Annotated in this window: 22 protein-coding genes and 3 tRNA genes; 7 read left to right on the top strand and 18 right to left on the bottom strand. The window is 35.8% G+C overall.

Annotated features, from left to right (window positions below):
- Positions 1-26 precede the first annotated feature (26 nt).
- The 6 genes from HL41_RS02030 to HL41_RS02055 form a co-directional block, all read right to left on the bottom strand.
- Positions 27-1,448, bottom strand: a complete 1,422-nt coding sequence (locus tag HL41_RS02030) for an MFS transporter (RefSeq protein WP_038059987.1) — start codon at positions 1,446-1,448, stop codon at positions 27-29.
- Positions 1,449-1,840: 392 nt separating this feature from the next.
- Complete coding sequence (locus tag HL41_RS02035) at positions 1,841-2,584, bottom strand: GltB/FmdC/FwdC-like GXGXG domain-containing protein (RefSeq protein WP_038059986.1); 744 nt, start codon at positions 2,582-2,584, stop codon at positions 1,841-1,843.
- A 25-nt stretch (positions 2,585-2,609) separates the two neighbouring features.
- Positions 2,610-3,725 carry a class II glutamine amidotransferase gene (locus HL41_RS02040; protein WP_038059985.1) on the bottom strand — a complete coding sequence of 372 codons (1,116 nt, stop codon included), beginning with the start codon at positions 3,723-3,725 and terminating at the stop codon, positions 2,610-2,612.
- A 20-nt stretch (positions 3,726-3,745) separates the two neighbouring features.
- Entirely contained in the window at positions 3,746-5,269 is a 1,524-nt protein-coding gene (locus tag HL41_RS02045; protein WP_038059983.1) for a glutamate synthase-related protein, read from the bottom strand.
- Between the two features lie 120 nt (positions 5,270-5,389).
- Positions 5,390-6,112 (bottom strand): AAA-type ATPase lid domain-containing protein, encoded by a 723-nt coding sequence (locus HL41_RS02050; RefSeq protein ID WP_038059982.1) that lies wholly within the window; start codon positions 6,110-6,112, stop codon positions 5,390-5,392.
- A 2-nt stretch (positions 6,113-6,114) separates the two neighbouring features.
- The gene (locus tag HL41_RS02055) at positions 6,115-7,449 is read right to left on the bottom strand and encodes a glutamine synthetase family protein (RefSeq protein ID WP_038059981.1); all 1,335 of its coding nucleotides are present in this window, start codon (positions 7,447-7,449) and stop codon (positions 6,115-6,117) included.
- A gap of 258 nt (positions 7,450-7,707) precedes the next feature.
- Between HL41_RS02055 and HL41_RS02060 the strand changes: the two genes are divergently transcribed.
- A complete protein-coding gene (locus HL41_RS02060; protein ID WP_038059980.1) occupies positions 7,708-9,240 on the top strand; it encodes a sigma-54 interaction domain-containing protein in 1,533 nt (510 codons plus the stop codon).
- Positions 9,241-9,249: 9 nt separating this feature from the next.
- Here HL41_RS02060 and HL41_RS02065 read toward each other — a convergent pair whose 3' ends face one another.
- The 4 genes from HL41_RS02065 to HL41_RS02080 form a co-directional block, all read right to left on the bottom strand.
- The gene (locus HL41_RS02065; protein WP_051754443.1) at positions 9,250-9,939 is read right to left on the bottom strand and encodes a type 1 glutamine amidotransferase; all 690 of its coding nucleotides are present in this window, start codon (positions 9,937-9,939) and stop codon (positions 9,250-9,252) included.
- Between the two features lie 12 nt (positions 9,940-9,951).
- A complete protein-coding gene (locus HL41_RS02070; protein WP_038059979.1) occupies positions 9,952-10,290 on the bottom strand; it encodes a P-II family nitrogen regulator in 339 nt (112 codons plus the stop codon).
- 31 nt (positions 10,291-10,321) lie between these two features.
- Positions 10,322-11,581 (bottom strand): ammonium transporter, encoded by a 1,260-nt coding sequence (locus tag HL41_RS02075; protein ID WP_345968895.1) that lies wholly within the window; start codon positions 11,579-11,581, stop codon positions 10,322-10,324.
- 82 nt (positions 11,582-11,663) lie between these two features.
- Positions 11,664-12,497, bottom strand: a complete 834-nt coding sequence (locus HL41_RS02080; protein WP_038059978.1) for a TorF family putative porin — start codon at positions 12,495-12,497, stop codon at positions 11,664-11,666.
- Between the two features lie 639 nt (positions 12,498-13,136).
- Here HL41_RS02080 and chrA point away from each other — a divergent pair.
- The 6 genes from chrA to HL41_RS08955 all read left to right on the top strand — a co-directional run bounded on the left by chrA (position 13,137) and on the right by HL41_RS08955 (position 20,184).
- On the top strand, positions 13,137-14,285 hold the full coding sequence (chrA, locus tag HL41_RS02085; protein ID WP_038059977.1) for a chromate efflux transporter: 1,149 nt from the start codon (positions 13,137-13,139) through the stop codon (positions 14,283-14,285).
- A 215-nt stretch (positions 14,286-14,500) separates the two neighbouring features.
- The gene (locus tag HL41_RS02090) at positions 14,501-16,783 is read left to right on the top strand and encodes a TonB-dependent receptor (protein WP_051754444.1); all 2,283 of its coding nucleotides are present in this window, start codon (positions 14,501-14,503) and stop codon (positions 16,781-16,783) included.
- Between the two features lie 24 nt (positions 16,784-16,807).
- Positions 16,808-17,641 (top strand): SAM-dependent methyltransferase, encoded by an 834-nt coding sequence (locus tag HL41_RS02095; protein ID WP_022856181.1) that lies wholly within the window; start codon positions 16,808-16,810, stop codon positions 17,639-17,641.
- Positions 17,634-18,989 carry an amino acid permease gene (locus HL41_RS02100; protein ID WP_051754445.1) on the top strand — a complete coding sequence of 452 codons (1,356 nt, stop codon included), beginning with the start codon at positions 17,634-17,636 and terminating at the stop codon, positions 18,987-18,989. Before HL41_RS02095 ends, HL41_RS02100 begins: the two co-directional genes overlap by 8 nt.
- Positions 18,986-19,702 (top strand): DUF4198 domain-containing protein, encoded by a 717-nt coding sequence (locus HL41_RS02105; protein WP_038059976.1) that lies wholly within the window; start codon positions 18,986-18,988, stop codon positions 19,700-19,702. The genes HL41_RS02100 and HL41_RS02105 overlap by 4 nt, the downstream gene beginning before the upstream one ends.
- Positions 19,703-19,728: 26 nt before the next feature.
- Positions 19,729-20,184 carry a hypothetical protein gene (locus HL41_RS08955; RefSeq protein ID WP_051754446.1) on the top strand — a complete coding sequence of 152 codons (456 nt, stop codon included), beginning with the start codon at positions 19,729-19,731 and terminating at the stop codon, positions 20,182-20,184.
- 90 nt (positions 20,185-20,274) lie between these two features.
- On the opposite strand, the gene HL41_RS02115 is transcribed toward HL41_RS08955, so the two are convergent.
- The 8 genes from HL41_RS02115 to HL41_RS02150 form a co-directional block, all read right to left on the bottom strand.
- Positions 20,275-20,349: transfer RNA gene (locus HL41_RS02115), tRNA-Glu, on the bottom strand.
- Between the two features lie 13 nt (positions 20,350-20,362).
- Positions 20,363-20,435, bottom strand: a tRNA-Lys gene (locus HL41_RS02120).
- A 46-nt stretch (positions 20,436-20,481) separates the two neighbouring features.
- Positions 20,482-21,174, bottom strand: a complete 693-nt coding sequence (locus HL41_RS02125) for a molybdopterin-guanine dinucleotide biosynthesis protein B (RefSeq protein WP_022856177.1) — start codon at positions 21,172-21,174, stop codon at positions 20,482-20,484.
- An 11-nt stretch (positions 21,175-21,185) separates the two neighbouring features.
- The gene (locus tag HL41_RS02130; protein WP_022856176.1) at positions 21,186-21,869 is read right to left on the bottom strand and encodes a metal-dependent hydrolase; all 684 of its coding nucleotides are present in this window, start codon (positions 21,867-21,869) and stop codon (positions 21,186-21,188) included.
- A 30-nt stretch (positions 21,870-21,899) separates the two neighbouring features.
- Positions 21,900-21,973, bottom strand: a tRNA-Gly gene (locus HL41_RS02135).
- Positions 21,974-22,023: 50 nt separating this feature from the next.
- Positions 22,024-22,995, bottom strand: a complete 972-nt coding sequence (gene porB / locus HL41_RS02140) for a pyruvate synthase subunit PorB (RefSeq protein WP_038059975.1) — start codon at positions 22,993-22,995, stop codon at positions 22,024-22,026.
- A 4-nt stretch (positions 22,996-22,999) separates the two neighbouring features.
- The gene (locus tag HL41_RS02145; protein WP_038549499.1) at positions 23,000-24,169 is read right to left on the bottom strand and encodes a transketolase C-terminal domain-containing protein; all 1,170 of its coding nucleotides are present in this window, start codon (positions 24,167-24,169) and stop codon (positions 23,000-23,002) included.
- A gap of 1 nt (position 24,170) precedes the next feature.
- A complete protein-coding gene (locus HL41_RS02150; protein WP_038549501.1) occupies positions 24,171-24,464 on the bottom strand; it encodes a 4Fe-4S binding protein in 294 nt (97 codons plus the stop codon).
- Between the last annotated feature and the right edge of the window lie 4 nt (positions 24,465-24,468).

The following is a 24,468-nucleotide window of genomic DNA, read 5'->3' on the forward strand; positions in this document are numbered from 1 at the left end:
TAATACGATGATAGTTCCTCCTCTTTTTACTTTTCGTTTTTCTTTGTATATAAGTTTCCTCTCTTCATGGATACTACAACCCCTGCTATAGATAGAACTGCAAATACAGAAAAGCTTATTTTTATGCTCTTCAGGATTGTAAAATAATTTTCAGAAGGAAGTTTTGCACCTTTTAAGTATAAAGAGAATATAAAAGAGACGATTGCCATTGAAAAAGCCTGGCCCATTACTCTCATGACGGATATTGTGGATGATGCTGCACCGTAAAGGGACGGTGGTACACAGCTCATTACAACATTTGTATTGGGTGATGAAAAAAGTCCAAACCCCACACCCATAACAATTAAGTTTATTATAACAATAGCTATGTTGGTTTTATCTGAAAATAAAGAAAATACAAAAAGGCCCGCTGTGGTAAGAAGCATTCCTGCAGTTGCCAGTTTCCATGGTTCAATCTTTTCTGAAGCCCTTCCAGAAATTAGTGATGTTATAACCTGAGAGATTGGTTGCACAATCAAAATACTTCCGACAAGCTGTGCAGGCAGCGCTTTTACAATTTGAAGATACAACGAAAGAAGGTACGATGCAGAAAATGTACAGCTGTAGTTTATAAGTGCTGCCAAGTTAGAAAAACCAAACTGTGGAATTTTTACAAACAACTTTACGTCAAGTAAAGGATTTTGATTATAAACCTCGAATATTACAAAAAGTAAAAGAAGAATAAAACCTAGGAAAAACACCAATTTTGGGATTTTGCCAAGCTCAAAAGTCGATGCACCATAAATTAGCAAAAAAAGTCCTGCTATGGACAGAATTGTTCCAGTTTTATCAATATTTCTAAAGCTTTCTGAAAGAGAAGTATTTTGTCCTAATTTGATTTCCTTTTTTACTAAAAAAAGGCTTATAAATGAGGCCACAAAACCTATCAAAAACGAGAATATAAATATGCTTTTGTAGCCAAAAAAGCGTACCAAAATTCCACCTAAAAGAGGTCCTGTTGATATTCCAAGATAAACTGTTGCTGCGTTTATTCCAAGGAGTCTGCCTCTTATTTTTGGTGAATGATTTTCAATCAAAATTGCAATTGACGTAACAAAGAGAAAGGCAGCAAAAAAACCTTGCAGTGCCCGGAATATAAAAAGTACAAGTATGTTTGGTGCTATAGCACACATTAGGGTTGAAATAGTAAACAAAATAAGACCCGTTATGAAAATCTTTGCACGGTCAAATGTGTCAGAAAGTTTCCCTATTGGTAAAATAAATGCAGCCGAAAAAAGCAAAAAGATAGTTATAACAAGATTCAAGTTTTCGGCAGTCAGATTAAATTTTCTGGCAATATCAGGTGCAGCGATATTAACTGCGCTTGACATAAAAGGTACTAAAAATGAAGAAGTTGTCGTAGCAAAGAGGATATTTTTGTTAATCCTTTGTTCATCTTTGTACTCCATGCTGCTGATACCACCTCTTTTGTGCTGTGATATAACCTTACAATTTATAGGCTATATGATATCACTTTTTCATCAAAATATATATCTTGAAAATTAATAAATTTATTATTTTTCAATCTTTGATGTCGTGTTTTATGTAATTATGTCTAATACCTGATTTTAAAGGGTGATGGAGGTTTTTCCCTTTTGGTAAAGATAATAAATTAACATTGAAATTAAAAAGAAGGAAGTTTGCTTGGGTTTAAAAAATCAATGTTTAATTTTAGAAGGGATACTTCTTCCTGCACAGGACTAACCACTTAAATAAAATATACATAGAAGAAATAAAATTTGAAAAACAAAAATTAATTTTGAATAAATCTTGCTTTCACAAGCTGTATAGTTTTATAGTTTTAGTAGGCATAAAGATTACCATAAGGCCTATGTGAAACAGGGGTTATTTTTGAAAACCTATCGTTTATTATAGATTCTAAGTTTTCATCCATGTCGGCACAGTATTCTGTTAAAATTGTTTTAAGATATGTTAGATCCTCTTCGTTTATAGGAGAAATTTTAAGGTTTTTCCCAAGAAAAAACGGGTCTAATTCACCTCTTATGTAGATAACTCCTCCATGCATTCCTGTGCCTAAAAATTTTCCGGTTATAGGTTTTTCTGGATGTTGAGAGAATAAGCCTAATACGATGATAGTTCCTCCTGCCATGTATTCACCCAAAAAATCTCCTGTTTTTCCACCTATGACGATTACAGGATGTTTATCTTGATAGGCTTTCATGTGAATTCCTACTCGATAACCAACATCTCCTTTGATGAAAATTTTCCCACCTCTCATACTATAACCTATAACATCTCCTGCCATACCATATACAACAATTTTACCTTCTTCCATGGTATTACCACAGGCATCTTGAACGTTACCATAAACGTATATGTCAGGTCCACTCATAAAACAACCTAAATCAAGTCCCGGGACACCCAAAATTTTAGCCTTGATTTTTTGTTTTATACCTGCAAACAAATATCTATGGCCATTTACTCTATGTAGTTCAAATTCTGTTTCTCCTTCTGATATTTTTTCACGTATATATTGATTAACTTTGGTATAACTCCAATTTTCCACGTTTAAAATAACGCTCATTCAGGACTTCCTCCTACTTTAAGTTTTAGGCATAACTTTTTTGATTAGGGATAGTACCCATTGGCATTTCTATGATTACAGGTTCTCCAGCCTTAGGATACCATATTAACTCTGGATTAGGGCAGATAGTTCTTATGGCAGCTTCTTCGCTTGCTAAGTAATAAAAGTCTTCAAATTTAGCTACTACTAAAGGTCTAAGTTTAACTCTATCTGTTAGTCCTACTATTCCGCCATTATATGCAAAAATAATAGCAAAAGGTCCATTTAACAGAGCCCCTCCATAAACTATCCTTAAAGCTTCGAGTAAATTTTTTTCCTCTTCCTCTAATCGTTCTATCTCCATCCAAAAAGGTGGTGCTAAAGCAGTGCATGCTAACTTGATAGGCAGTTTATGTCTTCTTATAAGCAAATCTAAAAGATAGGTTACTACCTCAGTATCGGTAAGCAAAGTACATTTATATCCAAACAGTTCTAAGTATCTTTTGTTTGTCCCATAGCTTGAGATTTCCCCGTTATGAACGATTGACCAGTCAAGAAGACTGAATGGATGTGCTCCTCCCCACCAACCAGGAGTGTTTGTGGGAAAACGATTATGAGCGGTCCATATGTAGGCTTGATATTCATCTATTTTAAAAAATTCTGCTATTTCTTCAGGAAACCCTACACCTTTGAAAACACCCATATTTTTACCAGAAGAAAGTATATACACACCATTTAGGTTAGCGTTGATATACATTACCATTTCTATTAATTTGTTTTCCTCTTCTTCTGTTGGAAGTTGTTCTTCCAGTTCAAGTTTAACAAAGTATCTTTTAAAAATAGGAGGATTTTTTATAGTTTTTACTTTTCTAGTAGGAATAGGTTCATGATATATAGCTTTGACTTGTTGAAAAAGAAACCTTTCAAATCTTTCTAAAGAATTTTTATCTTCAGCCATTACATGTAGGGCGTAAAATTCTTTAAAATCAGGATAGATACCATAACCAGCAAACCCTGCTCCAAGACCATTTCCTCTTTCTTCTTGGCAGGTTATAGATTTTATTATTAGGTCTCCTGGAATTAAACTACCTTTAACATTTATTATCCCAGACACTCCACAACCAGAGATATCCTTATTATCTTTAAAAATAAATTCCCACATTCCTAAACCCCTTTCTTCTTTTATTCTCCTGCATGTTTTACTTCAAGGATTTCCATTTCTTCTTTAGTTAACCCTATAGCCCTCAATTTGTCTCGATTGCTTCTTAAACTTTCTATCGAATTTAATCCCATAGCTCCAAGCATTTCTTTGATTTCGCTTCTCCATGCATTCATAAGGTTATATACCTTCTCGTAGACTACTTCTGGTGGAAGCCTTTTGATAAGCTCAGGATTATTGGTAGCTATACCCCAAGGACATTTTCCTGTATAACATCTTTGACAGAGGGTACATCCTACGGCAATCAGAAGAGGGGTTCCTATCGCTACCACGTCTGCACCTAAGGCGATGGCTTTCACCACATCAGCACTACAACGGATACCTCCAGAGGCGATTAACGTGGTTTTATGTCTGATACCTTCTTCTCTTAATCGTTTATCTACAGCGGAAATAGCAAGTTCTATAGGGATTCCTACATATTGCCTAAACATAGTCGGAGCAGCACCGGTACCTCCTCTTATACCATCTATAACTACCGCATCGGCTCCAGCCCTTACTATCCCAGAAGCAATAGCTGCTATGTTATGTACTGCAGCTACTTTTACAAACACCGGCTTCTTATACTCAGTAGCCTCCTTTAAGGCATATATAAGGCCTCTCAAATCCTCTATTGAATAAATGTCATGATGTGGGGCTGGGGATAGAGCATCAGTCCCTAAAGGTATCATCCTGGTTTTAGAGATTTCTTTGTTAACCTTTTCTCCTGGAAGATGTCCCCCTATACCAGGTTTGGCTCCCTGACCTATTTTGATTTCAATGGCTACTCCAGCATTAAGATAATCTACATTTACCCCAAACCTTCCAGAAGCACACTGGACTATTGTATGGTCTTTGTATTCATACAAAGAAGGATGCAAACCTCCTTCACCGGTGTTGTAAAGAATTCCTAACTCTTTAGCTGCACGCGCCAGTCCTTGATGAATATGAAGACTTATAGATCCATAAGACATTCCAGAAAATATTATAGGCATTTCTAACTTTATTAAAGGAGGTAAAGCTTTTTTTAGCTTATATCCTGTTTCTGTTTTTTCTACCTCTAATTTTTCGGGTTTTGACCCTATATAGGTACGAAGTTCCATAGGTTCTCTTAAAGGGTCTATGGGTGGGTTGGTAACTTGACATGCATCGATGACAAGATGATCAAAATATATCTTTAAAGGTAAATCACATCCGGTAGAAGAGAGTAAAACACCACCTTTGTCTGCTTGTTTGTATATGTTTTTTATAAAATAAGGATTCCATAGATGATGTTCTCTAAATTGAGAAGGATGTCTTTTAATTATGATAGCATCAGTTGGACACATAGCTTCACATCTATGACATCCTACACATTTACCATGGTCTTCTTTGAGAATTTTCTTTTTTTCATCCCAGGTATGCACCTCATAGGTGCACTCTTTAACACAGATTTTACATTTTATACATTTGTTTTCTAAGCGTTCTACAAAAAAATCCGGATAAAAACTTGAAAAGTTAATCGGCTTCATTTTTCACCCTTTTTATAAAAACTTTTTAAAGCTTCAAAAATATAATCAAAAAGCATACCCAATTTTTAGCGCTTTATAACGCCATGTCTTTAACCTAAATCTACATATATATACAATTTTTTACAATTTTGTTAATTTTTGTTGAAAGTTAAGACCTAAAAAACCAAAAATGTCTCTTGGATATATTTTTTTATTTTTAAAAATTACTAGTCTTTCTACTAAATTTTGGATTTCTAATATGTTATCAGGCCAAGGATATTCTTTTAATATTTCTATGGTTGAAGGATGAAAGGAAATTTTCTTGTTGTATATACGGTTAAATTTATTTAAAAAATGAGATAAAAGAACAGGAATATCATCTTTTCTTTCTCTTAAAGGTAGAACCTGAAAGATATAAAAGTAAGTTTTAATTGGGTCTGACTGAATTTCTGAAGTAGAAGATGAAGCTATTATTTTTAATTGAGAGTTATATAAAATAAATTTAAGCAAATTCCTTAAAAGTTCTTCTGGAAAGGCCTCTAAGTGTTTTAAAAAGATAGTTCCATTTTGATTTTGCAGAAGATAAAACTCTTTAAGTATTTCTTCTTTATAAAAACATTCTAAACAGTCTAAATAAAAGAAAGGATGGTTTTTATTTGCTGAATGGTGGACTAATTTAGCTATAGAAGATTTTCCAACTCCTCTTTCTCCCCACAAAAGAAAGGGAATTTTAGAAGCATACAGTTTTTCCAGTTTACCCAATATCGTATTCAAATAAGGAAGGTCGATAAATTCCTTAAGAACAACTTTAACAGGTTTAATTTTAAAAAGCCCCCGAGAAGGGGGCTTTTTAAAATCATTCATCTTTAAAGGACTGGCAGGTATTTTTCTATTTCGTATTCAAAAACCCTTATTCTGTAATCATCCCATTCTAATTTTTTGTTTGTGATAAGCTGATTATAGATGTGTTCACCTAAAACCTCCCTTAACACCGTACCTTTTTCTGCCTCCTCTATGGCCTCATACAAGCTTCCGGGCAACTCTTTTATACCTAACTTTTTTCTTTCTTCAGGAGTTAGATGGTATACATCGAGTTCTACAGGGTCTGGCAATGTGTATTTATTTTGAATTCCTTTTAAGCCTGCCCAAAGCATGGCTGCAAACGCTAAATATGGATTACATCCTGGGTCAGGAGACCTAAGTTCAATCCTGGTAGCTTTCTCTTTTCCTGGTTTATACATAGGAACCCTAATTAAGGCAGACCTATTTCTTCTTGCCCAACAGATGTAAACCGGAGCTTCGTATCCAGGAACCAGTCTTTTATAGGAATTTACCCATTGATTAAGCACTAAAGTGATTTCTCTAATATGATTAAGTATTCCGGCGGTATATTGTTTGGCAATATCAGAAAGATGATATGGGTCTTGAGGGTCAAAAAAGGCATTTTTATCTCCTATGAAAAGAGACTGGTGGGTATGCATACCACTTCCGTTTACTCCAAATATAGGTTTAGGCATGAAGGTAGCATAAACTCCATATTTTTGAGCTATTTCTTTAACAGTAACCTTGTAAGTCATAACGATATCTGCCATGTCTAAAGCGTTGGCATACCTTAAGTCTATTTCGTGTTGAGAAGGAGCCACCTCATGATGAGAATACTCAACCCTAATCCCCATGGCTTCTAAAGCCAAAATGGTATCTCTTCTTAGGTCTTCAGCAGCATCTAAGGAATAATCAAAGTATCCCCCCTGATCCAAAATTTCAGGATTATTAGGTGATTTAAAGTAGAAAAACTCTAACTCAGGTCCTACAAAAAAATTTGTAAAACCCATTTCTTGCATTTTTTCTAACGCTTTCTTTAACACATACCTTGGGTCTCCTTTATAAGGACTACCATCTGGTTCATAGATATCGCAAAACATCCTTGCTACAGTTTTTTCTTTAGGTCTCCAAGGAAGAATGATAAAAGTCGTTGGGTCTGGAATAGCCACCATATCTGATTCATCAATCCTTGCAAACCCCTGGATAGAAGAACCGTCAAATCCCATCCCTTCCTCAAAGGCAACCTCTAATTCATCTACGTGGATGGTAAAACTTTTTAGTTGACCTAATACATCGGTAAACCAGAGCTTTACAAACATTACATCATGAGCTTTGATAAGTTCCATCACATCTTTTTTGTCTCTGGGTTTGTTTAGCATCTTTTACCTCCTCCATCAAGGTTGTTTCAAAAATTAAAGCAATTTGTATGCCTATTAAAGCCTGGATATACAGTTTAGATAAAAAAGTTCGATATAAACCAAAAAGTGCATTAAAGTAAATTTTTGTAAAATTGTGTAACTTATGGTTCAATCAAATCCTTACATAGAAAATTTTTACACATATCTTGGTAAACTTGATAAGTTTTTAAAGGTAGTTATAATTTTTTATTGTAAAAACATAGTTTGAGAAAATGAAAGATGATATCAAAAAATCAAATAGAACGAGCTTACCAAGAACTTCTTACTTTGTTTAAAGTGAGTAAGGTTTTAAGTTCATCTTTAAACATTTTTGAAAATTTGAAAAATGCTCTGCAAATACTTGCAGAAGACCTATATTTAACAAGGGGCACGGTTACGCTTTTTGATTCAGCTGTTAATGAGCTAAAAATAGTTGTAGCCTATGGACTTACAGAAGAACAGATTAGAAGAGGACGTTACAAAATTGGAGAAGGTATTGTAGGTAAGGTTTTTGAATCAGGACAACCTATGATTGTACCAAACATAGGTGAAGAACCTATGTTTTTAAATAAAACAGGGGCCAGGGTTAAAAAAGACAAAATTTCTTTTTTATGTGTTCCCATCAAGTTAGGAGATGAAATCTTTGGGGTTTTATCGGTTGACAGGATATTTGATGTAAATACAGATTTTGCTGAAGACCTAAGGGTTTTAGAAATTTTAGCCACACTCTTTGCTCAGATAATAAAGATTTACAACTTACTCTATGAGGAGAAAAAGAAAAGAGAATTTTTTGAAAAAGAGGTAAAGAAAAAATATCAGTTTTACAATCTTGTATATTCTTCAGAACAGATGAGACAGATAATAAAGATATGTGAAAAAATCTCCTCTACCAAGGCTCCAGTTTTAATTCAGGGAGAAAGTGGTACCGGAAAAGAGTTAATAGCTAAAGCCATCCACTTTAACAGTGATAGAGCAGACAAACCTTTTATAGCCATAAATTGTGCGGCTATCCCAGAAAATTTATTAGAGGCAGAGCTTTTTGGTTATGAAAAAGGGGCTTTTACCGGAGCTTTTACCTCTAAGCCTGGAAAATTTGAGTTGGCTAACGGAGGGACTCTATTTTTAGATGAAATCGGAGATCTTCCTTTATCTCTTCAAGCTAAGTTGTTAAGGGTTTTACAGGAGCATACCTTTGAAAGATTAGGAGGAACTAAATCCATAAAGGTAGATTTTCGTTTGATTTCAGCTACGCATAAAAACTTAAAAGAGCTTATCAGCCAGGGTAAGTTTAGAGAGGATCTGTACTTTAGAATAAACGTAGTAAACATATACATACCTCCTTTAAGGGAAAGAAAAGAAGATATAGTGGTTTTAATCGAACATTTTTTAAATCAACTAAACCAAAAATATCAAAAATCGGTAAAAATTTCTAAAGAAGTTTTAAAAATTTTTTTAGAATATCCTTGGCCAGGTAATGTAAGAGAACTTGAAAATACTCTTGAAAGTATGGTAATACTCTCTGATGATGAATTGATTACACCAGAACACCTACCTGAAGTTTTTAAATCTTGTCAAATAAGTCAACCTAAATCTGATGTTCAAGAAAGTTCCTTACAAGCCATCAACCTCAAGCAACAAATAGAGGAAGAGGAGAAACAAAGGATCATCTCAGCACTTAAAGCTTGCAAGTTTAACCAAACGCAAGCAGCTAAACTTTTAGGGATGACAAGAAGACAGCTAAACTATCGTCTTCATAAGTATGGTATCATCTAACCAACCTTTTTAAAGGGTAAAGAATTTGTCATAAAAATTTTTTGCCCTTAATGAGTATTCTATATAGATTTCTTCTGATTCTTTAAGTATAACGTTTTTTAAAGGAAAGTCCTCAAACCATTGGGCAATTATATTTTTGGTTACTTCTACGTGAAATTGAAGGGCATAAACCTTTTGATCAAATTTAAAAGCTTGGTTTTCATAAAGAGTTGATCTTGCAAGATGGATAGCCCCTGAGGGGAGGTCAAAAGTGTCTCCATGCCACTGGAATACTTTAAATTTCTTAGAAATTTGGCCTGTTGCAGGATGTGTAGCTAAAGAAAGCATCAAAGGATCTTCTAAACCTTGGGGAGTTAATTCAACCTCAAACCAACCAATTTCCTCTTTAGGTCCTTTAAAAACTTTAGCCCCGAGAACATGAGCTATCAACTGAGCTCCAAGACAGATCCCCAGGACTTTTAAGTTTTTATTGATTGCTTTTTCTATAATTTGAGCAACACCCCTTAAATAGGGGTATTGCTCCATTTCATATACTCCCATCGGTCCACCCATTACAATTAACCCGGTGTAATCATCTAAACTGAAAGGTAGTTCTCCTTCTTGAGCTTCAAAAATTTTATAAGGGATCCGGTATTTTTTTAGATAGGTCTCTATACTTCCAGGCCCTTCTTCTTTTACATTTTTTATGATAGCTATCATTATTTTTTTCCCTTAAATGGCTTTTTCTCCTTTTTCTTTGGTTCTGATCCTTATAGCTTCTTCTACAGGTATGATAAAGATTTTACCATCTCCCACCGTGCCGGTATAAGCTTTTTCTAAGATGGTTTGTACTACCTTTTCTACCAAAGAATCAGGAACCACTAATTCTATTTTTATCTTTGGAACAAAGAGTACCTCTACTTCAGAACCTCTGTATAATTCTACATGTCCTTTTTGTCTTCCAAAACCTTGAACTTCTGTGATGGTCATACCTTGTATTCCAGCCATAACCAGGGCATCTTTTACCTCTTCGAGTTTAACTTGCTTTATTATAGCTTCTATTTTTTTCATCTTGCCCTCCTTTTAAGTTTTTAGTTAGTTATTAAAAATTATAAGCCTTTTCTCCATGTTGGGTAGAATCAAGTCCTGTAGTTTCCTCTTCATCTGAAACCCTAATTTTCATGAAAAGTCTGATGACCAGGAATATTATACCAGTCATAAGGGCAGTATAAACTATGGTAATTAATACTGCAAGGATCTGTATAAGAACTTGGTTAGGGTTTCCATAAAGTAATCCCTTCCCAAGTTCATTGATAGATGGGTCTGCAAAAACTCCAGTCAGAATAGCACCGATAATTCCTGCTACCCCATGAATTCCAAATACATCAAGAGCATCATCATATCCCAATTTTGATTTCATCGCTGTAACACTAAAATATGATAGACTTCCTGCTAAGATTCCAATGACCATAGCCCCAAACACGTTAACAAATCCAGCTGCTGGAGTTATGGCTACCAAACCAGCTACTATCCCGGAGGCAATCCCAAGTAGGGTAGGTTTTTTAGTAATCATCCATTCTGTAACCATCCAGGCAAGGGCTGCTACAGCACAGGCGAGGTTTGTATTAAGAAATGCTTGGGCTGCAAGCCCATTTGAGGCTACAGCACTTCCTCCGTTAAATCCAAACCATCCAAACCATAAGATTCCACTACCTATCACCACTAAGGTTAAGTTGTTAGGGAGAAGATAATTCTTCTTTCTTTTCCCAAGGATTAAAGCTCCTACCAAAGCAGCTATCCCAGCGTTAACATGAACCACAGTTCCTCCTGCAAAATCAAGGGCTCCTAATTTAGAAAGAAATCCTCCTCCCCATACCCAATGAGCTACCGGTATATAAACAAGGCTCATCCATAAAACAGAAAAAATAATCCATGCTGAAAACTTTATTCTTTCTATATAAGCTCCACTTATCAAAGCAACTGTTATCCCGGCAAACGTAAGTTGATACATGCAAAAAAGTACCTCTGGTATCGTTCCTTGGAGAGAATCAATACTGATTCCTTTTAATAAGATTTTATCAAAATTTCCTATCATGCCTTTTATATCACCAGAAAAACTTAAACTATACCCATATATCACCCATAATAAACTTACGATGCAATAGGCAACAAAGCTCATGGCTATGGTGTTTAGTACATCCTTTTTTTTAGCAAGGCCTCCATAAAAAAGGGCAAGGCCAGGAATTGTCATAAACATAACTAAAGCTGAAGAAATAAGCATCCAGGCAGTGTCTCCTGTGTCAAGTTTTGGTTGAGATGTTTGATCAGCTAAAACATCTTTCGAATAGACTAAAACCATCATCCAAGAAAATGCTAAAAAATTTAAGATTTGCTCCATAAATTTTTTTGTCATTTCTACCCCTCCTATTTTTAGTGTTTGTTATTTAAAAATTTAAGGTAAAGTTAACTCCTGCTACCCAGGTATTATCAAGATGTCCGTTAGGGTTATAAGACTTGCCTTCTACTTTTTTTTGGGCTTTGCTTGAGAGAGGGAACCAGTATTGAACCGTTGGTTGTATCATAAAGTTTTTAGTGAGTGGAATGCTAACTATCGCTTGTATTTTTCCATCATGAAACCCCGTATATTTTTTCCCTGTATAATCGTGGGTGCTTTTTTCATAAGTTCTCCAGTAGTTGCTATCCCCCTTGAAATAACCAAACCCAGCTGCTAAGTCAAGATTAATATTTTTATATAAGTTTTTAGTATAAGAAAGACTAAAATTAACATAAGTACCGGGATAGGTGGCGATATCTCTATAAATAGTTATCGTTGGTTTAATAAACATATCATAGCTTGCGCTAAAAAAAATCTCTTCAGTTTCTTCAGTATATTTAGTTCCATAATAGATATAGCCTCCGGTTAAAGAAAGTTTGTTTCGGGTATAGGTATAACTGACTGTTATATCGTGCTCGTTAAAGCTTTTTTTGTTTGGTCTATCTGGATTAAAACTTTGGGTAGGATTTTCATGGGTATCTAAATTGCCCCAATAATTAACCGAAAAACCACCGTAAGAAAGGGTAATAGAAGGCTGAATAACCAGACTATCCGAACTAAGTTCATAACCACGAAATACATACTGGTTAAAAACTCCTCCAGAAAGACTTCCTGTTATTTTTTTAGGTTGAGGAGTATCCTCTGCTTTTATCCCTTGTACATTAAGGAATAAACTTCCTATGGTGATCACTAAACCCAATTTTTTAATTTTTGACCCAACCATTTTTAAAACCTCCTATTTTTGAATTTTTTTATTAATCTAAGCAATGCGAAAAATATGCCAGAAATACAAGTTCTCTTAACAAAAGGAAATCCTTAAGTTTTGAGAAATATTTTTTAACAAAAAGTTACAAAAATATACAATTAAATTCAAGGGTTTTTAGATTTTTGTATATTTTTGTTTAATTTTGAAAATAAAAATTGCTGGTCTAAATAGTATGAGCTGGATTATTTTAATAACTTCGCTTTCGTAAAGTTCTTTTTTAATCTATAAAAAAATTGGCTAAAATCTCTGTTTTCAAACCTATATAAAATCTGTTTAAGTCAATTTGTGCCGTTGTTGATTATATTATTATTTTATGTTATTCTTTTAAAAAAGATAGTCTTAACCTTGAAAGGCTTCTGAAAGGTTGACCAATTAGAAAGGTTTTTTTAGGTGTTTTCGTATGATTTATAGATGTTATTTGAGAGGTTTTTTTAGGAGTATAGTTATTTTAATTTGGGATAAAATAGCAGAAAGAGAAGGGGTGAGTTATCCAAAATTAATTGCTGTTTGCTTTTTTGGTAAGTAATGATTTTGAGTCTACGAGAGTGGTTATTTTGGCAATATGAAAAACAGGAAGTTAGCAACCCCTTGGTATAGATGATAAACAATCACGTTAAGATTGTAGAGCTGTTTTTTAGTTTTTTAAAACTGGGGTTTACTGCTTTTGGTGGTCCTGCGATGGTAGCTTATATTAAGGAGTTAGTGGTAGAGAAAAGGGAATGGCTTGATAAACAAACCTTTCAGGATGGGGTAGTTCTTGCTCAGGTTATTCCCGGTGCAACTGCTATTCAGATGGCTGGTTATGTTGGGTTTAAAACCAGAGGAATTCTCGGAGGTCTTGCCAGTTTTACAGGTTTTGGGTTGCCTGCTTTCTTGTTCATGCTTTTTTTATCTCAGGTTTATGTTAAGACCCATGACCTTCCAAAGGTTATCTCAGTGTTTACTGGACTTCAAGTAGTAGTGGTTAGCATCGTTGCCAATGCCTTTTTAAGTTTTGCAAGACCTTTAGTTAACTCTAAAGCAGAAATGTTTATGGCAATTCTTTCTTTTTTACTTTTATTTTTTAAGGTTAGTCCTTTTTTGATAATTTTTATATGTTTGGTTCTTTCTCAACTGGTTTTTAAAGATGTTTCTATCAATAAAACAGAGACTTCAAAGAGGATAAATTATCAAGGTCTTTTAATCTTGATTTTTATTCCTTTTATAGAGTTATTCTTTTTATACTTTTGGGATAAGACTCTTTTTAATATTTCTTTAGTTATGATAAAAATAGACCTTTTTGCTTTTGGAGGAGGCTATGCTTCTTTACCTCTTATGATGCATGAATTTGTAGATAGATTGGGCTGGATTGATAACAGAACTTTCATGGATGGTATAGCCCTTGGGCAAGTTACTCCAGGACCGATAGTGATAACAGCCACTTTTGTCGGTTATCTATTAAAAGGTCTTTTGGGAGCTTTGATGGCAACGATTTCTGTTTTTACCCCATCTTTTATTATAATGGCATTATTCTGCGAGTTTTCAGATAAGATGAATCAATTAAAAATTTTTTTAAAAGCAAAACAGGGAATCTTAGCCTCTTTTTCTGCTTTACTTCTTTTTGTGTTAATTAAGTTTATAGTTTCTTTAGACTGGAATTTCTTGAAAGCCATGATGGCTATGGTGAGTTTCTTTGCCCTCTATCGAAAGGTTAACCTTGTTTACGTAGTTCTTATTTCTGTGTTGTTTTCAGCTTTTCTTTTTTAAACACATTTTAGTAACATTTTCTTTTTGGTTGTTTCACATTTAAATCACTAAAACTTGAAAAATTTTTCAAATTTTTTGCAATTTTAAGTTATAAAAAATATAAAAATATTTTTTATTGACATTTTTTTAAAATATGTTATCAAAATAAGTAATAATTTTTAAAAATATGCTTTAAGTTACAACTAATGCAAATTAGTTCTTGATAGGGGGTTGAAATGTGGGGCAAAAAAGCTTTATTTTTTATTTTGGCTTTAAAAATATTTTTTGTTTCTAAGGGTTTTGCAGAGGAGATCGATAAGGAAAGGTTGGAAAAAGAGGAATCTTTACCTGAAGTAATAGTTACTAGTGAAAAAATAATTACCCCTACCAAAGAGACAGCAGAAACAGTTTATACAGGGATCGGGATCACCAAAAAAGGTATTGAACTATCTGGAGAAAGGGGTAGTAGCAACGTTTGGTCTATCTTAAATATTTTACCAGGGGTATATTTTGAAACTCCTGATCCTGCAGGTATTTCTTCAACTCAGAGAAGTATAACGATAAGAGGTGTTTCTGGTTCCTTGGGAACGATGTCTGTTGAAGGGGTCCCTGTTTACGGAGGAAACCCTATCGGTCCAAGGGAATACATTTTTGATTTAGAAAACTTGGAGGCAATCGATGTCTACAGAGGGGTTATTCCTGTTGACCTTGGAACAGGTGCAGGAACAAGAGGGGGAACGGTTGAGTTAAAACCAAAATGGGCAAAAGATAAATTTGGGTTTGAATTTAAACAGGGCTTAGGGATGAATGATTATACTAAAACCTTCTTAAGGGTTGATTCGGGTAAATTACCGTCCTTAGGCACTAAGCTTTCCCTTTCTTATTCTTATGCAGAGGCAGATAAGTGGAGAGGCAAGGGAAAACTTGGTCCAAGAGAAAACCTAAACTTTACTTTGGTTCAGGCTTTAGGAAATAGAATTAACATAAAACTTTGGGCAAACTATAATGACCTTGACCATCATAAGTATGCTACTCTTTCATATCCAGATGCTAAGAAAGATAGATGGTTAGACTATAATGAAAACTTTACGGGCAATTCTACAAAAGATTGGTATTACTATAAATATCAGAAACTTGGATGGACAAATAAAGACTATTATGCCTTTTTAGATATAAAATTGTTAGACCAATTGATGCTTCAGATAAAACCTTATTACAGAATAGAAGAAAAAGAGGATTGGAGCGGAACTATAAGCATCTCAGGTCCTATGAGACAAAGTAAACCAGGAGTAACCTGGAGTGGATGGGAGGTTAAAAGAAAAGGGGCTTTAACTCAACTTGTTTTTGATTTAAAGTTTGTTAGAGGACTTTTAGGTTACCATTACGAGCTTCAAGAGTGGGATGACAGACCTTCTAAAAACTATTGGTTAAACCCTGATGGTAGCTTAACTTTTATTGGATGGGGTAGATTTACCAAAAGTATTTCAGATGGCTATTCTTCAAGTCCTTACCTTAAGTTTGCAGGAAACATAGGTAAACTAAACTGGCAAGCAGGTCTTCAATATATAAAGAAAAAAGACGGAAAAAATGAAGGATACATTACTCAATACAACGGAACAGTGCCTTACTTGCTAAGAGAGCCTAAACTTGACTATGGTGGAAGAAGTTATTCTGCTTGGGTCCCTTCCTTTGGTCTTTCATATTCTTTTAATGAAAAAATAGAAGTTTATACAAGCTTTGGTAAAACTTTTCAAACTCCTTATATGTATATGCCTATCGTAAACCTTTATTATCGCCTTTATGAGAAATTCAAAAAGATGGGCATAACTTTAGATGACCTGTTTAACGATTATAAGTGTGAAGAAACTTATAACTGGGATTTGGGGCTTAGGATTAGAGCAGAGAAATTTGAGTTATATCCAACTGTTTACTTCTCTAAACACAAAAACTTAAACACGCCTTTTACTCCAGGATGGAAAGATCCTGATAACCCTGCCCAGCTTCTGATTGATCCTTCTACTGGTAGACCTGTAAGTTTTAATACCTTTATCGGTAAGGCGAGAGGATATGGTTTTGAGCTTGCTTCAACCTTTCATCTTACAGATAAATTTTCCTTATTTTTTAACCCATCTTATGTAAAGATGAAATATGATGGAGACATCATAAGTGCCGGAACTCGTTATCCTGTGGATGGAAAACAAGTAATAGGAGTTCCAGAAAAGATGCTCACTACAGGACTTATAGCAAGGTATAAAGGTTTTGAAATAGTTCCCAGATTTAGGTATGTGGGTAGTTACTACGGTAATTTAGCACGTACAGAGAAGGTTTCTGGGTATGAAGTCTTTGATTTGATGGTTTCTTACAATAAAGAAGAAATAAGAAGTTTAAGGCTCAAAAACCTTAGGTTAACCGTTGAGTTTAACAATCTGTTTGATAGAAGATATATTTTTGGTACCAGCAATAACTATTACCCAGGAACTCCTTTTAATGTCTTTGGGTCTATATCCTTTAATTTTTAAAAGTAAAAAAAGGGGGGTTATAAAATGAAAAATCTTAAAAAAATTTTATTTTTAAGCTTCTTTCTCATAAGTTTAAATTTTTCCTTGGCTCAAGCAGAAGGTAGACTTTATCTTGTTAGCACCGGGGTTGGAGACCCTGATAATTTGACCTTAAGGGCTTATGAAGTTATCAAAAAAGCTGATGTTATCTTTTGCAGTAAATGGACTTGTGAAAGGGTAAAAAATTTAATTGAGGGAAAGGAGGTTTATGATGCAGGATTTGGTATTTTTCATCTTTTTTATCGAAAAGATAGAGGGAACCCTAAATCTCAGATAGAAATAAAGTCTTTAAGTTTTGATGAAAAAGAAAAAAGAAAAGAGCTTGAAAAGATAACCAAGATCATAAGAGAAGCTGTTAAGCAAGGTAAGGTGGTAGCCGTTCTTGAAGACGGTGATCCTACTATCTACGGTCCACATATATGGTATGTGGAGGCATTTAAAGACTTAAACCCAGAAATCATTCCTGGGGTTAGTTCTTTTAATGCAGCTAATGCTGCTATAAGAAAGAGCATCACCGGAGGTAAGGCCCAAAGTGTAACCCTTGCTGCAGGATTTTCTGACCTTGAGGCCCTTGCTAAAACAGGCACAAACCTTGTTATTTTTACCATGAGAATAAAAGACATAACTGAAGTTTTAAAGAAGATAGAAAAATATTACTCTCCAAAAACTCAAGTAATCTTTGTTTTGCATGCTGGTTATAAAGAAAAGGAAAGGGTTATAGCTGGAACCTTTGAAGATATCTATGAAAAAATCAGAGGAATTCAACTTCCTTTTGAATATTTAGTGTATGTGGGGGATTTTGGAGATTTTGATGAATAAAAATGTTACTCAAATTGAAATTAACTATGGATTTAAGGAAGAAAAACTGGTTTTAAAAAGAGAGATAGGGCTTATTCCTGCTATCATGCTTGTTGTGGGAAACACCGTAGGAACAGGTATTTTTACCACCTCTGGATTCATTATAAAGGAACTTAGAGATCCAGTGGCTCTTCTTTTTCTGTGGCTCTTAGGAGGTCTGATTGCTTTTTTTGGTGCTCTTAGTTACGCTGAGCTTGGTAGACTTTTTCCTCGGGCAGGAGGAGAATATGTTTTTTTGAAGGAAACTTTTGGCGAGATTTTTGGATTCCTTGCTGGCTGGATTTCGCTTATCGTTGGTTTTTCTGCTCCTATTGCTGCAACAGCTATTGCCTTTTCAAAATACTTCTTAGAACTTTTTTCCATACAAACCTCAGAACTAATCTCCAAACTTTTAGCTGTATCAGTGATTTTACTTCTTTCTTTAGTTCATACCCAACGAATTAAAATAGGGGCTAATTTTCAAACAGGAATAACTCTCTTTAAAGTTTTTTTTCTTTTTACCTTTATTTTCTTTGGATTCATATACGCTAAAGAAGGAATGACTAACTTTGAGATCGGAAGTTTAGTTCCAAAAAAAGAGGCACTATTAAGCTTAAGTTTTCCTGTTTCTCTTATCTATGTTATGTATGCCTACAGTGGATGGAATGCTGCAACCTATATAGGAGAAGAGATAAAAAATCCACAAAAAAACATTCCTTTAGCCCTTTTGTTAGGAATTTTAGTGATTGCAACTTTGTATCTGGGGACAAACTACCTTTATGTTAAAGTTCTTTCTTTTGAAGAGATGGCTGGCGTTGTGGAGTTAGGGGCTAAGACAGCCGAAAAAGTTTTTGGAAAAGAACTTTCTTTTATTTTTACTGCTGGTATTACCTTGGGACTTCTTTCTGTTTTAAGTGCTATGATACTTGCCGGACCAAGGGTATATTATGCTATGGCAAGGGATGGGGTATTCTTTAAAGTATTTTCAAAAATTCATCCAGAAAAAAAGACCCCTATTTTTTCTATACTCCTTCAAGCACTAATTGCTATTTTTATGGTTTTGACTTCAACCTTTGAAGCTCTTCTTCTTTACATAGGATTTACTTTATCTCTATGTGCAAGCCTGACAGTTTTAGGTCTTATGAAACTTAAGAAAAAATTTATTTTCTCAGCTTTTGCTTTTATTTTGGTTAACCTCTGGATGATTATTTTTACTATCGTTACTAAGCCTCTAACCCTTTTAGCAGGAATGTTAACTATCTTAGCAGGCTTAACACTGTATTATTTCAAATTTAATCAAAAATTAAAAACAAAGGGGGGTAAAGCATGAAAAAATTTATTTTAAGTTTGGTTTTTATGTTTTTAACTTTTTTGTTCTGGGTAAAGATCGGTTTTTGTCATATGCTTTGGATAGAAGAAACTGACGGAAGGTTTAAAGTTCTTTGGGGACATAAAGGGAAGGTCGAATCTTATAATCCTGCAGCAATAAAAGAAATTAAAGCTTTTGATAAAAAAGGAAAATCTGTAACACTAAAAAAAGAAATAATTAATAACCAACTCCTTCTTTCAGGTAAAGAAAAGCCTTCTTTAATCCTTGCTTCTATGGATGGGGTTTATCTGGTTACTACACCAGAAGGGAGAAAAAGAATGGATAAAATTGAAGCTCAAAAACAGGGTTTGCAAGTGGTAGAAAGTTTTTATGTGATTCAAGCAACCAAAGCAATTTTTACAGATTCATCTCTTCTAAAAAAACCCTTAGGATTAAAGCTTGAACCAGTTTTTGTAGAAACTCCATATGAAAGAAAAGACGAAGTTGTAATAAAGGTCTTATATGAAGGTAAACCAGCTGAAGGTGTAACCATTTTTAACCCTTTTCATAAAGAATTAGCTAAAACTGACACAAATGGGATAGCAAGAATAAGGGTTGAAGACCTTAAGATGAAAGAAAATTACTATGCCTTGGTGTGTTTTTATAAGTTAAAGATTTCAGACCCTAAAGCTGACTATCTCTGGCTTATTACCTCTCTTACCTGGCAAAGATAAAATTTATAATAGGTGGGGGTAAAAGCATGAAGAAGGTTTTGTTATTAACATGTTTTTTACTGTGTATAAGTTTTTTGGAAAAAATGTTTGCTCATGAGGTTAGTTATCAGGTAAGAGAAAGGGAGGGTATTTGTGTAAGTTTCTTTTTTGCAGATAAATCACCGATGAACTATGCAGAGATAGAAGTTTATTCACCAGATGAAAAAATACCTTTTCAAAAAGCAAGGACTGATAAAAACGGGATTTTTTGTTTTATGCCAGATAAAAAAGGTATTTGGAAGGTTATAGCGAAGGGAGAGACAGAACACGGGCTTCATAGTACAGAGATTGAAATAAAAATAAAGGATAATTTAGATATAGCTCACTTTAAGAAGCCACTTATCGCTTCCCATATAAGGTTTTTTATCGCTTTTGGAATTGCAGGGTGGATTATAGGGATAACGGGTATTTATCTGTTCTTAAGGTCAAGAAAGTCTATTTAGAATTGCAAAAATATTCTTACTTCGAATAACAAAAATAAAAATTAGACTCAAAAAAGAAGAGTTCTATTATTTTTAGAAAAAGAAAAAAAGCGCCCCCAAGGGGATTCGAACCCCTGTCGCCGGCGTGAAAGGCCGGTGTCCTGGACCTGGCTAGACGATGGGGGCACAACTCTTTATATGGGCCGGGCAGGACTCGAACCTGCGACTCTCGGCTTAAAAGGCCGATACTCTACCGACTGAGTTACCGGCCCACCGTTTTTTTAAACTTTTTTAAATATAAACGGTTTCTTGGTTTTGTCAAGATATGTTTTTTATTTTTACTTCTATCTCTTGGATTTCTTCTGGGACACCTTTTAAGGCTTTAACAAAACCTAAAAGAGGATAGGCTAAAATGTCTGCTACAAAATCTTTAAGAGGAACCTTCTTTCCGTTAACCTTTAGTATCACCTTTTCTCTTTTCTGCTCTATAAAATCTTTTAAAAAACTCAAAAGCTCCTCTTCTTGCTCTATACTAAAAAAAGTTTCTTCAGGAAACTTGTTTTTCCACCACTCTATGTCTTCTTTCACCACAAAACCTAAAAGATTCTTAAGTTCCTTTTTTACTAAGTTTAAATCCTCTTCTTTATCCTTTAAGACCCAAAGTTTAGGGAGAATGTCTACATTCTTGAAGCCCTCAAACAAAACTAAGTCATATCCCCAAAAAACTGATAGAAAATAACTGTACCAGTCTTTAAAAGAAGTGAGATTGTTTTTTTGAGGGTCTAAATAAAGAGTAATTATTTTTTCCTGAAAAAGAACAACCCCAGAAGCTCCGTTTTCTCTGTAAATCCAAGTGTCTTTATTAGGTATATCCGTAAAAATTTCTTTCTCTTTACAAGATTTAACTACCCCTACCTTATATCCCTCTTCAGTTAATCTTTTAACTAAAAAAGAACCTATGGTAGTTTTTCCAGATCCACTATAACCTGATAGTGCGAGAAAACAGGGCATGATAGATGACTTTACAGATTGAATTCTTCACCAGGCTTTAAAGGATGTATCTTAATCTCAAGCCCATATTTTTTTATCTCGTTTTCTAAATCTTCTACCTTACCTGAGAGCACAGGAAAAGTCCCATAATGCATAGGGATAACTACTTTAGGCCTGATAAGTTCACAAGCCTTGGCAGCCTCTTTAGGCCCCATTACGTAATGGTCTCCTATTGGTAATAAGGCTATCTCAGGGGTATAGAGTTCACCGATTAACTTCATGTCTGAAAAGACCCCGGTATCACCTGCATGATAGATGGTTAAGCCATTTTCAAGGGTGATCACAAAACCGCAGGGTTCTCCTCCGTAGCTTCCATCAGGAAAAGAAGAACTGTGTAAGGCTGGCACCATGGTAAAACTAATACCATCTGAACGATAAGTTCCACCTATGTTCATGCCTATAGCTTTAGTAGCACCTTTCCGAAGGAGATATTGCTGAATTTCATGGATTGCGATAATTTCCCCACCTTTTTTAGAAAGGGATAAGGCTTCCCCTAAATGGTCTCCATGGGCATGGGTGATAAGGATATAGTCATAAGGACCCTGGTCAGCATCCTTAGGAGAAAGAGGATTAGTAAGCCATGGATCTATGATAATCTTTTTTCCTTTTTCTGAAACTATTTTGAAACAGGAATGGCCAAAAAAGACTAACTTCATGACATCACACCTTTAATTGAAAAAATAAAGAGCGGGCGACGGGATTCGAACCCGCGACCTGCTGCATGGCAAGCAGCCGCTCTACCAGGCTGAGCCACGCCCGCTTTCACAAGAAAATTATTATAATTTATTTTTTCTTACTGTCAAGAAGAAATTACTCTTCTTTTTGTTCTGTTTGGGGTTCACCGAAGCATTCAGCTAGTTTAAGAAGTTTTTCGTATTCCTGGTTTACTCTCTCCTGGATGTAGGCTATTTGTTCAGGGGTAAGGTGTCTGAATCTTCTTTGGAGCTTGAGATATTCTTCTACAGGTTTAGGTTTATCGACTTTACGGTTGATGATGTATTTTCCGTCTATGACTTCATAGAGAGGAAAGACCCTTGTTTCTACGGCAAGTTTAGCTACAAGAAGGCTGTCTTCGCTTTTGGTCCCCCATCCGGTGGGGCAGGTTGCATAGACATGGATAAAAGCAGGTCCGTTTATTAAGGCTGCTTTTTTGACTTTATTCATGAGGTCGATAGGGAAGGCAGGGTTTGCGGTTGCGGCATAGGGTATGTTGTGAGCTACCACGATACCCATCAGGTTTTTTTTCCAGGTGGTTTGACCTTTGACGACTTTACCTGCAGGGCTTGTGGTGGTGTGTGCCCCGAAGGGGGTAGCTCCAGACCTTTGCACCCCTGTATTCATGTAGGCCTCGTTATCAAGGCAGATGTAGATAAAGTCATGACCTCTTTCAAGGGCACCTGAGAGCCACTGAAGCCCTATGTCAAAGGTAGCTCCATCTCCTGCAAACACGACCACATTTATTTTTTCTTTGGATTTAAGTTTGCCTTTACGTTTAAGAGCTTTGATGGCAGCCTCGATACCTGAGGCAACGGTGGCGGAGTTTTCGAAGGCAACATGGATCCAGGGTACATTCCAGGAGGTATAGGGGAAGGGGCTTGAGACGATTTCCATGCAACCTGTTGCAGTGACAGCGATGGTATTGGGACCAAGAGCCTTTAGGGCGAGCCTTAGAGGAAGCACGGTGCCACAACCCTGGCAGGCTCTATGGCCCTGAGCAAAGCCTTCATATTCAGGTAAGTTTTTTAAGGTAAAACCTTTAAAGTTTTTGAGTTCTGGTCTCATAGGCTTACTCCTTTACACCGTAGATTTCATATGGTGTGGTTGGTTTTTTACTTAAGGTTTCAAAGGTTTTTTCGAAGATTTCAACAAAGTCTTCTTTGGTAACATCTCTACCGCTAAGACCGGCAATCAGGTTAAGGACACGAGGTCTTTTGTTGGATTGATACAGGGCAGAGCGTACCTCTATACCTACTGGGCCCCCTGTTGCACCATGACTGACAGCCCTGTCAACCACGCAAAGGGCTTTGACTTTACCGATGGCTTTAAGGAAGTCTTTGGTGGGGAAGGGTCTCCAGAGTCTGATTCTTACCACACCTACTTTTTTACCTTTAGCCCTGAGGATATCAACGGCATTCATGGCGTTTTCAGCAAGGCTACCCATGATGACGATAGCTACCTCAGCATCTTCCATCTGATAGGTTTCAACAGGGAGATACCTTCTTCCGGTAAGTTTTTCGAAATCTTTCCAGGCTTGAAGGATTATTTTATAGCTGGCTTTAAGGGCCTCATCCTGAGCTTTTTTAGCTTCAGTATAGATTTCAGGGACACCGATAGCACCTATGGTTATAGGGTTTTTGGGGTCAAGTTTGTATTTCATTTTAAGGGGTGGTAGGTATTTATCGAGTAAGTTTTGGTCTAAGAAGGTGACAGGTTCGACCACATGGGAGAGGATGAATCCATCGATGTTTACGGCAACAGGAAGCAGGGCTTTTTCGGCGACTTTATAGGCATGGTAGATGAGGTCAACGGCTTCTTGACCGTTTTCAGCAAAGAAATGGATCCAGCCAGCATCTCTCATGGACATCACATCAGAGTGGTCGTTCCAGATGCTGATAGGTGCTGAGACTGAGCGGTTGACAAGAGCCATGACGATAGGGAGGCGTAGACCAGATGCGATGAAGAGGTTTTCATACATGAGGAGCAGGCCTTGAGCAGAGGTAGAGGTGAAGGTACGAGCACCTGTTGCGGCAGCCCCGATACAGGCACTCATGGCAGCGTGTTCTGATTCAACAGGGATGTATTCGGCATCGAGTTCACCGTTGTTAACAAGTTCAGCGAGGTGTTCTACGATGTGGGTTTGAGGGGTAATGGGGTAGGCTGAGATGACGTCTACGTTGCATTGTGCGACAGCCTCAGCCACGGCAACAGAGACTTCTTTGGCGACTTTTTTAGTCATGTTATTCCTCCTCTAAGACCATAGTAATGGCTTTTTTAGGGCAGTTAGCGGCACAGATGCCGCAGCCTTTGCAGTAGAAAAGATTACAGATGAAGAAGCCATCCTGGTCTTGTTGATAGCAGATGTCAGGGCAGAGGATGTAGCACATACCGCATTTGATGCATTTCTCTTTATCAAGGACAGGCCTAAAGGCTCTCCAGTCACCGGTTTTAAATTTTTTAGAGTTACCTGGTTCGAGGATATACATACCAGGTGCAAGTTCTTTCCAGCCCATAAGACCCTGATCTTTTGGCATGGCT

Origin of the sequence: Thermodesulfobacterium commune DSM 2178 (genome assembly GCF_000734015.1) — a bacterium.
Classification (GTDB): domain Bacteria; phylum Desulfobacterota; class Thermodesulfobacteria; order Thermodesulfobacteriales; family Thermodesulfobacteriaceae; genus Thermodesulfobacterium; species Thermodesulfobacterium commune.

Bases quoted from the DNA above. Each gene is read 5' to 3' on its own strand.
- HL41_RS02035 (WP_038059986.1), bottom strand. From the start codon at position 2,584: ATGAGCGTTATTTTAAACGTGGAAAATTGGAGTTATACCAAAGTTAAT.
- HL41_RS08955 (WP_051754446.1), top strand. From the start codon at position 19,729: ATGAAGAAGGTTTTGTTATTAACATGTTTTTTACTGTGTATAAGTTTT.
- HL41_RS02050 (WP_038059982.1), bottom strand. From the start codon at position 6,112: ATGAATGATTTTAAAAAGCCCCCTTCTCGGGGGCTTTTTAAAATTAAA.
- HL41_RS02095 (WP_022856181.1), top strand. From the start codon at position 16,808: ATGAAAAATCTTAAAAAAATTTTATTTTTAAGCTTCTTTCTCATAAGT.
- HL41_RS02040 (WP_038059985.1), bottom strand. From the start codon at position 3,725: ATGTGGGAATTTATTTTTAAAGATAATAAGGATATCTCTGGTTGTGGA.
- porB (WP_038059975.1), bottom strand. From the start codon at position 22,995: ATGAGACCAGAACTCAAAAACTTTAAAGGTTTTACCTTAAAAAACTTA.
- chrA (WP_038059977.1), top strand. From the start codon at position 13,137: ATGATAAACAATCACGTTAAGATTGTAGAGCTGTTTTTTAGTTTTTTA.
- HL41_RS02060 (WP_038059980.1), top strand. From the start codon at position 7,708: ATGATATCAAAAAATCAAATAGAACGAGCTTACCAAGAACTTCTTACT.
- HL41_RS02030 (WP_038059987.1), bottom strand. From the start codon at position 1,448: ATGGAGTACAAAGATGAACAAAGGATTAACAAAAATATCCTCTTTGCT.
- HL41_RS02145 (WP_038549499.1), bottom strand. From the start codon at position 24,169: ATGACTAAAAAAGTCGCCAAAGAAGTCTCTGTTGCCGTGGCTGAGGCT.
- HL41_RS02090 (WP_051754444.1), top strand. From the start codon at position 14,501: ATGTGGGGCAAAAAAGCTTTATTTTTTATTTTGGCTTTAAAAATATTT.
- HL41_RS02150 (WP_038549501.1), bottom strand. From the start codon at position 24,464: ATGCCAAAAGATCAGGGTCTTATGGGCTGGAAAGAACTTGCACCTGGT.
- HL41_RS02055 (WP_038059981.1), bottom strand. From the start codon at position 7,449: ATGCTAAACAAACCCAGAGACAAAAAAGATGTGATGGAACTTATCAAA.
- HL41_RS02045 (WP_038059983.1), bottom strand. From the start codon at position 5,269: ATGAAGCCGATTAACTTTTCAAGTTTTTATCCGGATTTTTTTGTAGAA.
- HL41_RS02080 (WP_038059978.1), bottom strand. From the start codon at position 12,497: ATGGTTGGGTCAAAAATTAAAAAATTGGGTTTAGTGATCACCATAGGA.
- HL41_RS02075 (WP_345968895.1), bottom strand. From the start codon at position 11,581: ATGATGGTTTTAGTCTATTCGAAAGATGTTTTAGCTGATCAAACATCT.
- HL41_RS02070 (WP_038059979.1), bottom strand. From the start codon at position 10,290: ATGAAAAAAATAGAAGCTATAATAAAGCAAGTTAAACTCGAAGAGGTA.
- HL41_RS02125 (WP_022856177.1), bottom strand. From the start codon at position 21,174: ATGCCCTGTTTTCTCGCACTATCAGGTTATAGTGGATCTGGAAAAACT.
- HL41_RS02100 (WP_051754445.1), top strand. From the start codon at position 17,634: ATGAATAAAAATGTTACTCAAATTGAAATTAACTATGGATTTAAGGAA.
- HL41_RS02105 (WP_038059976.1), top strand. From the start codon at position 18,986: ATGAAAAAATTTATTTTAAGTTTGGTTTTTATGTTTTTAACTTTTTTG.
- HL41_RS02065 (WP_051754443.1), bottom strand. From the start codon at position 9,939: ATGATAGCTATCATAAAAAATGTAAAAGAAGAAGGGCCTGGAAGTATA.
- HL41_RS02130 (WP_022856176.1), bottom strand. From the start codon at position 21,869: ATGAAGTTAGTCTTTTTTGGCCATTCCTGTTTCAAAATAGTTTCAGAA.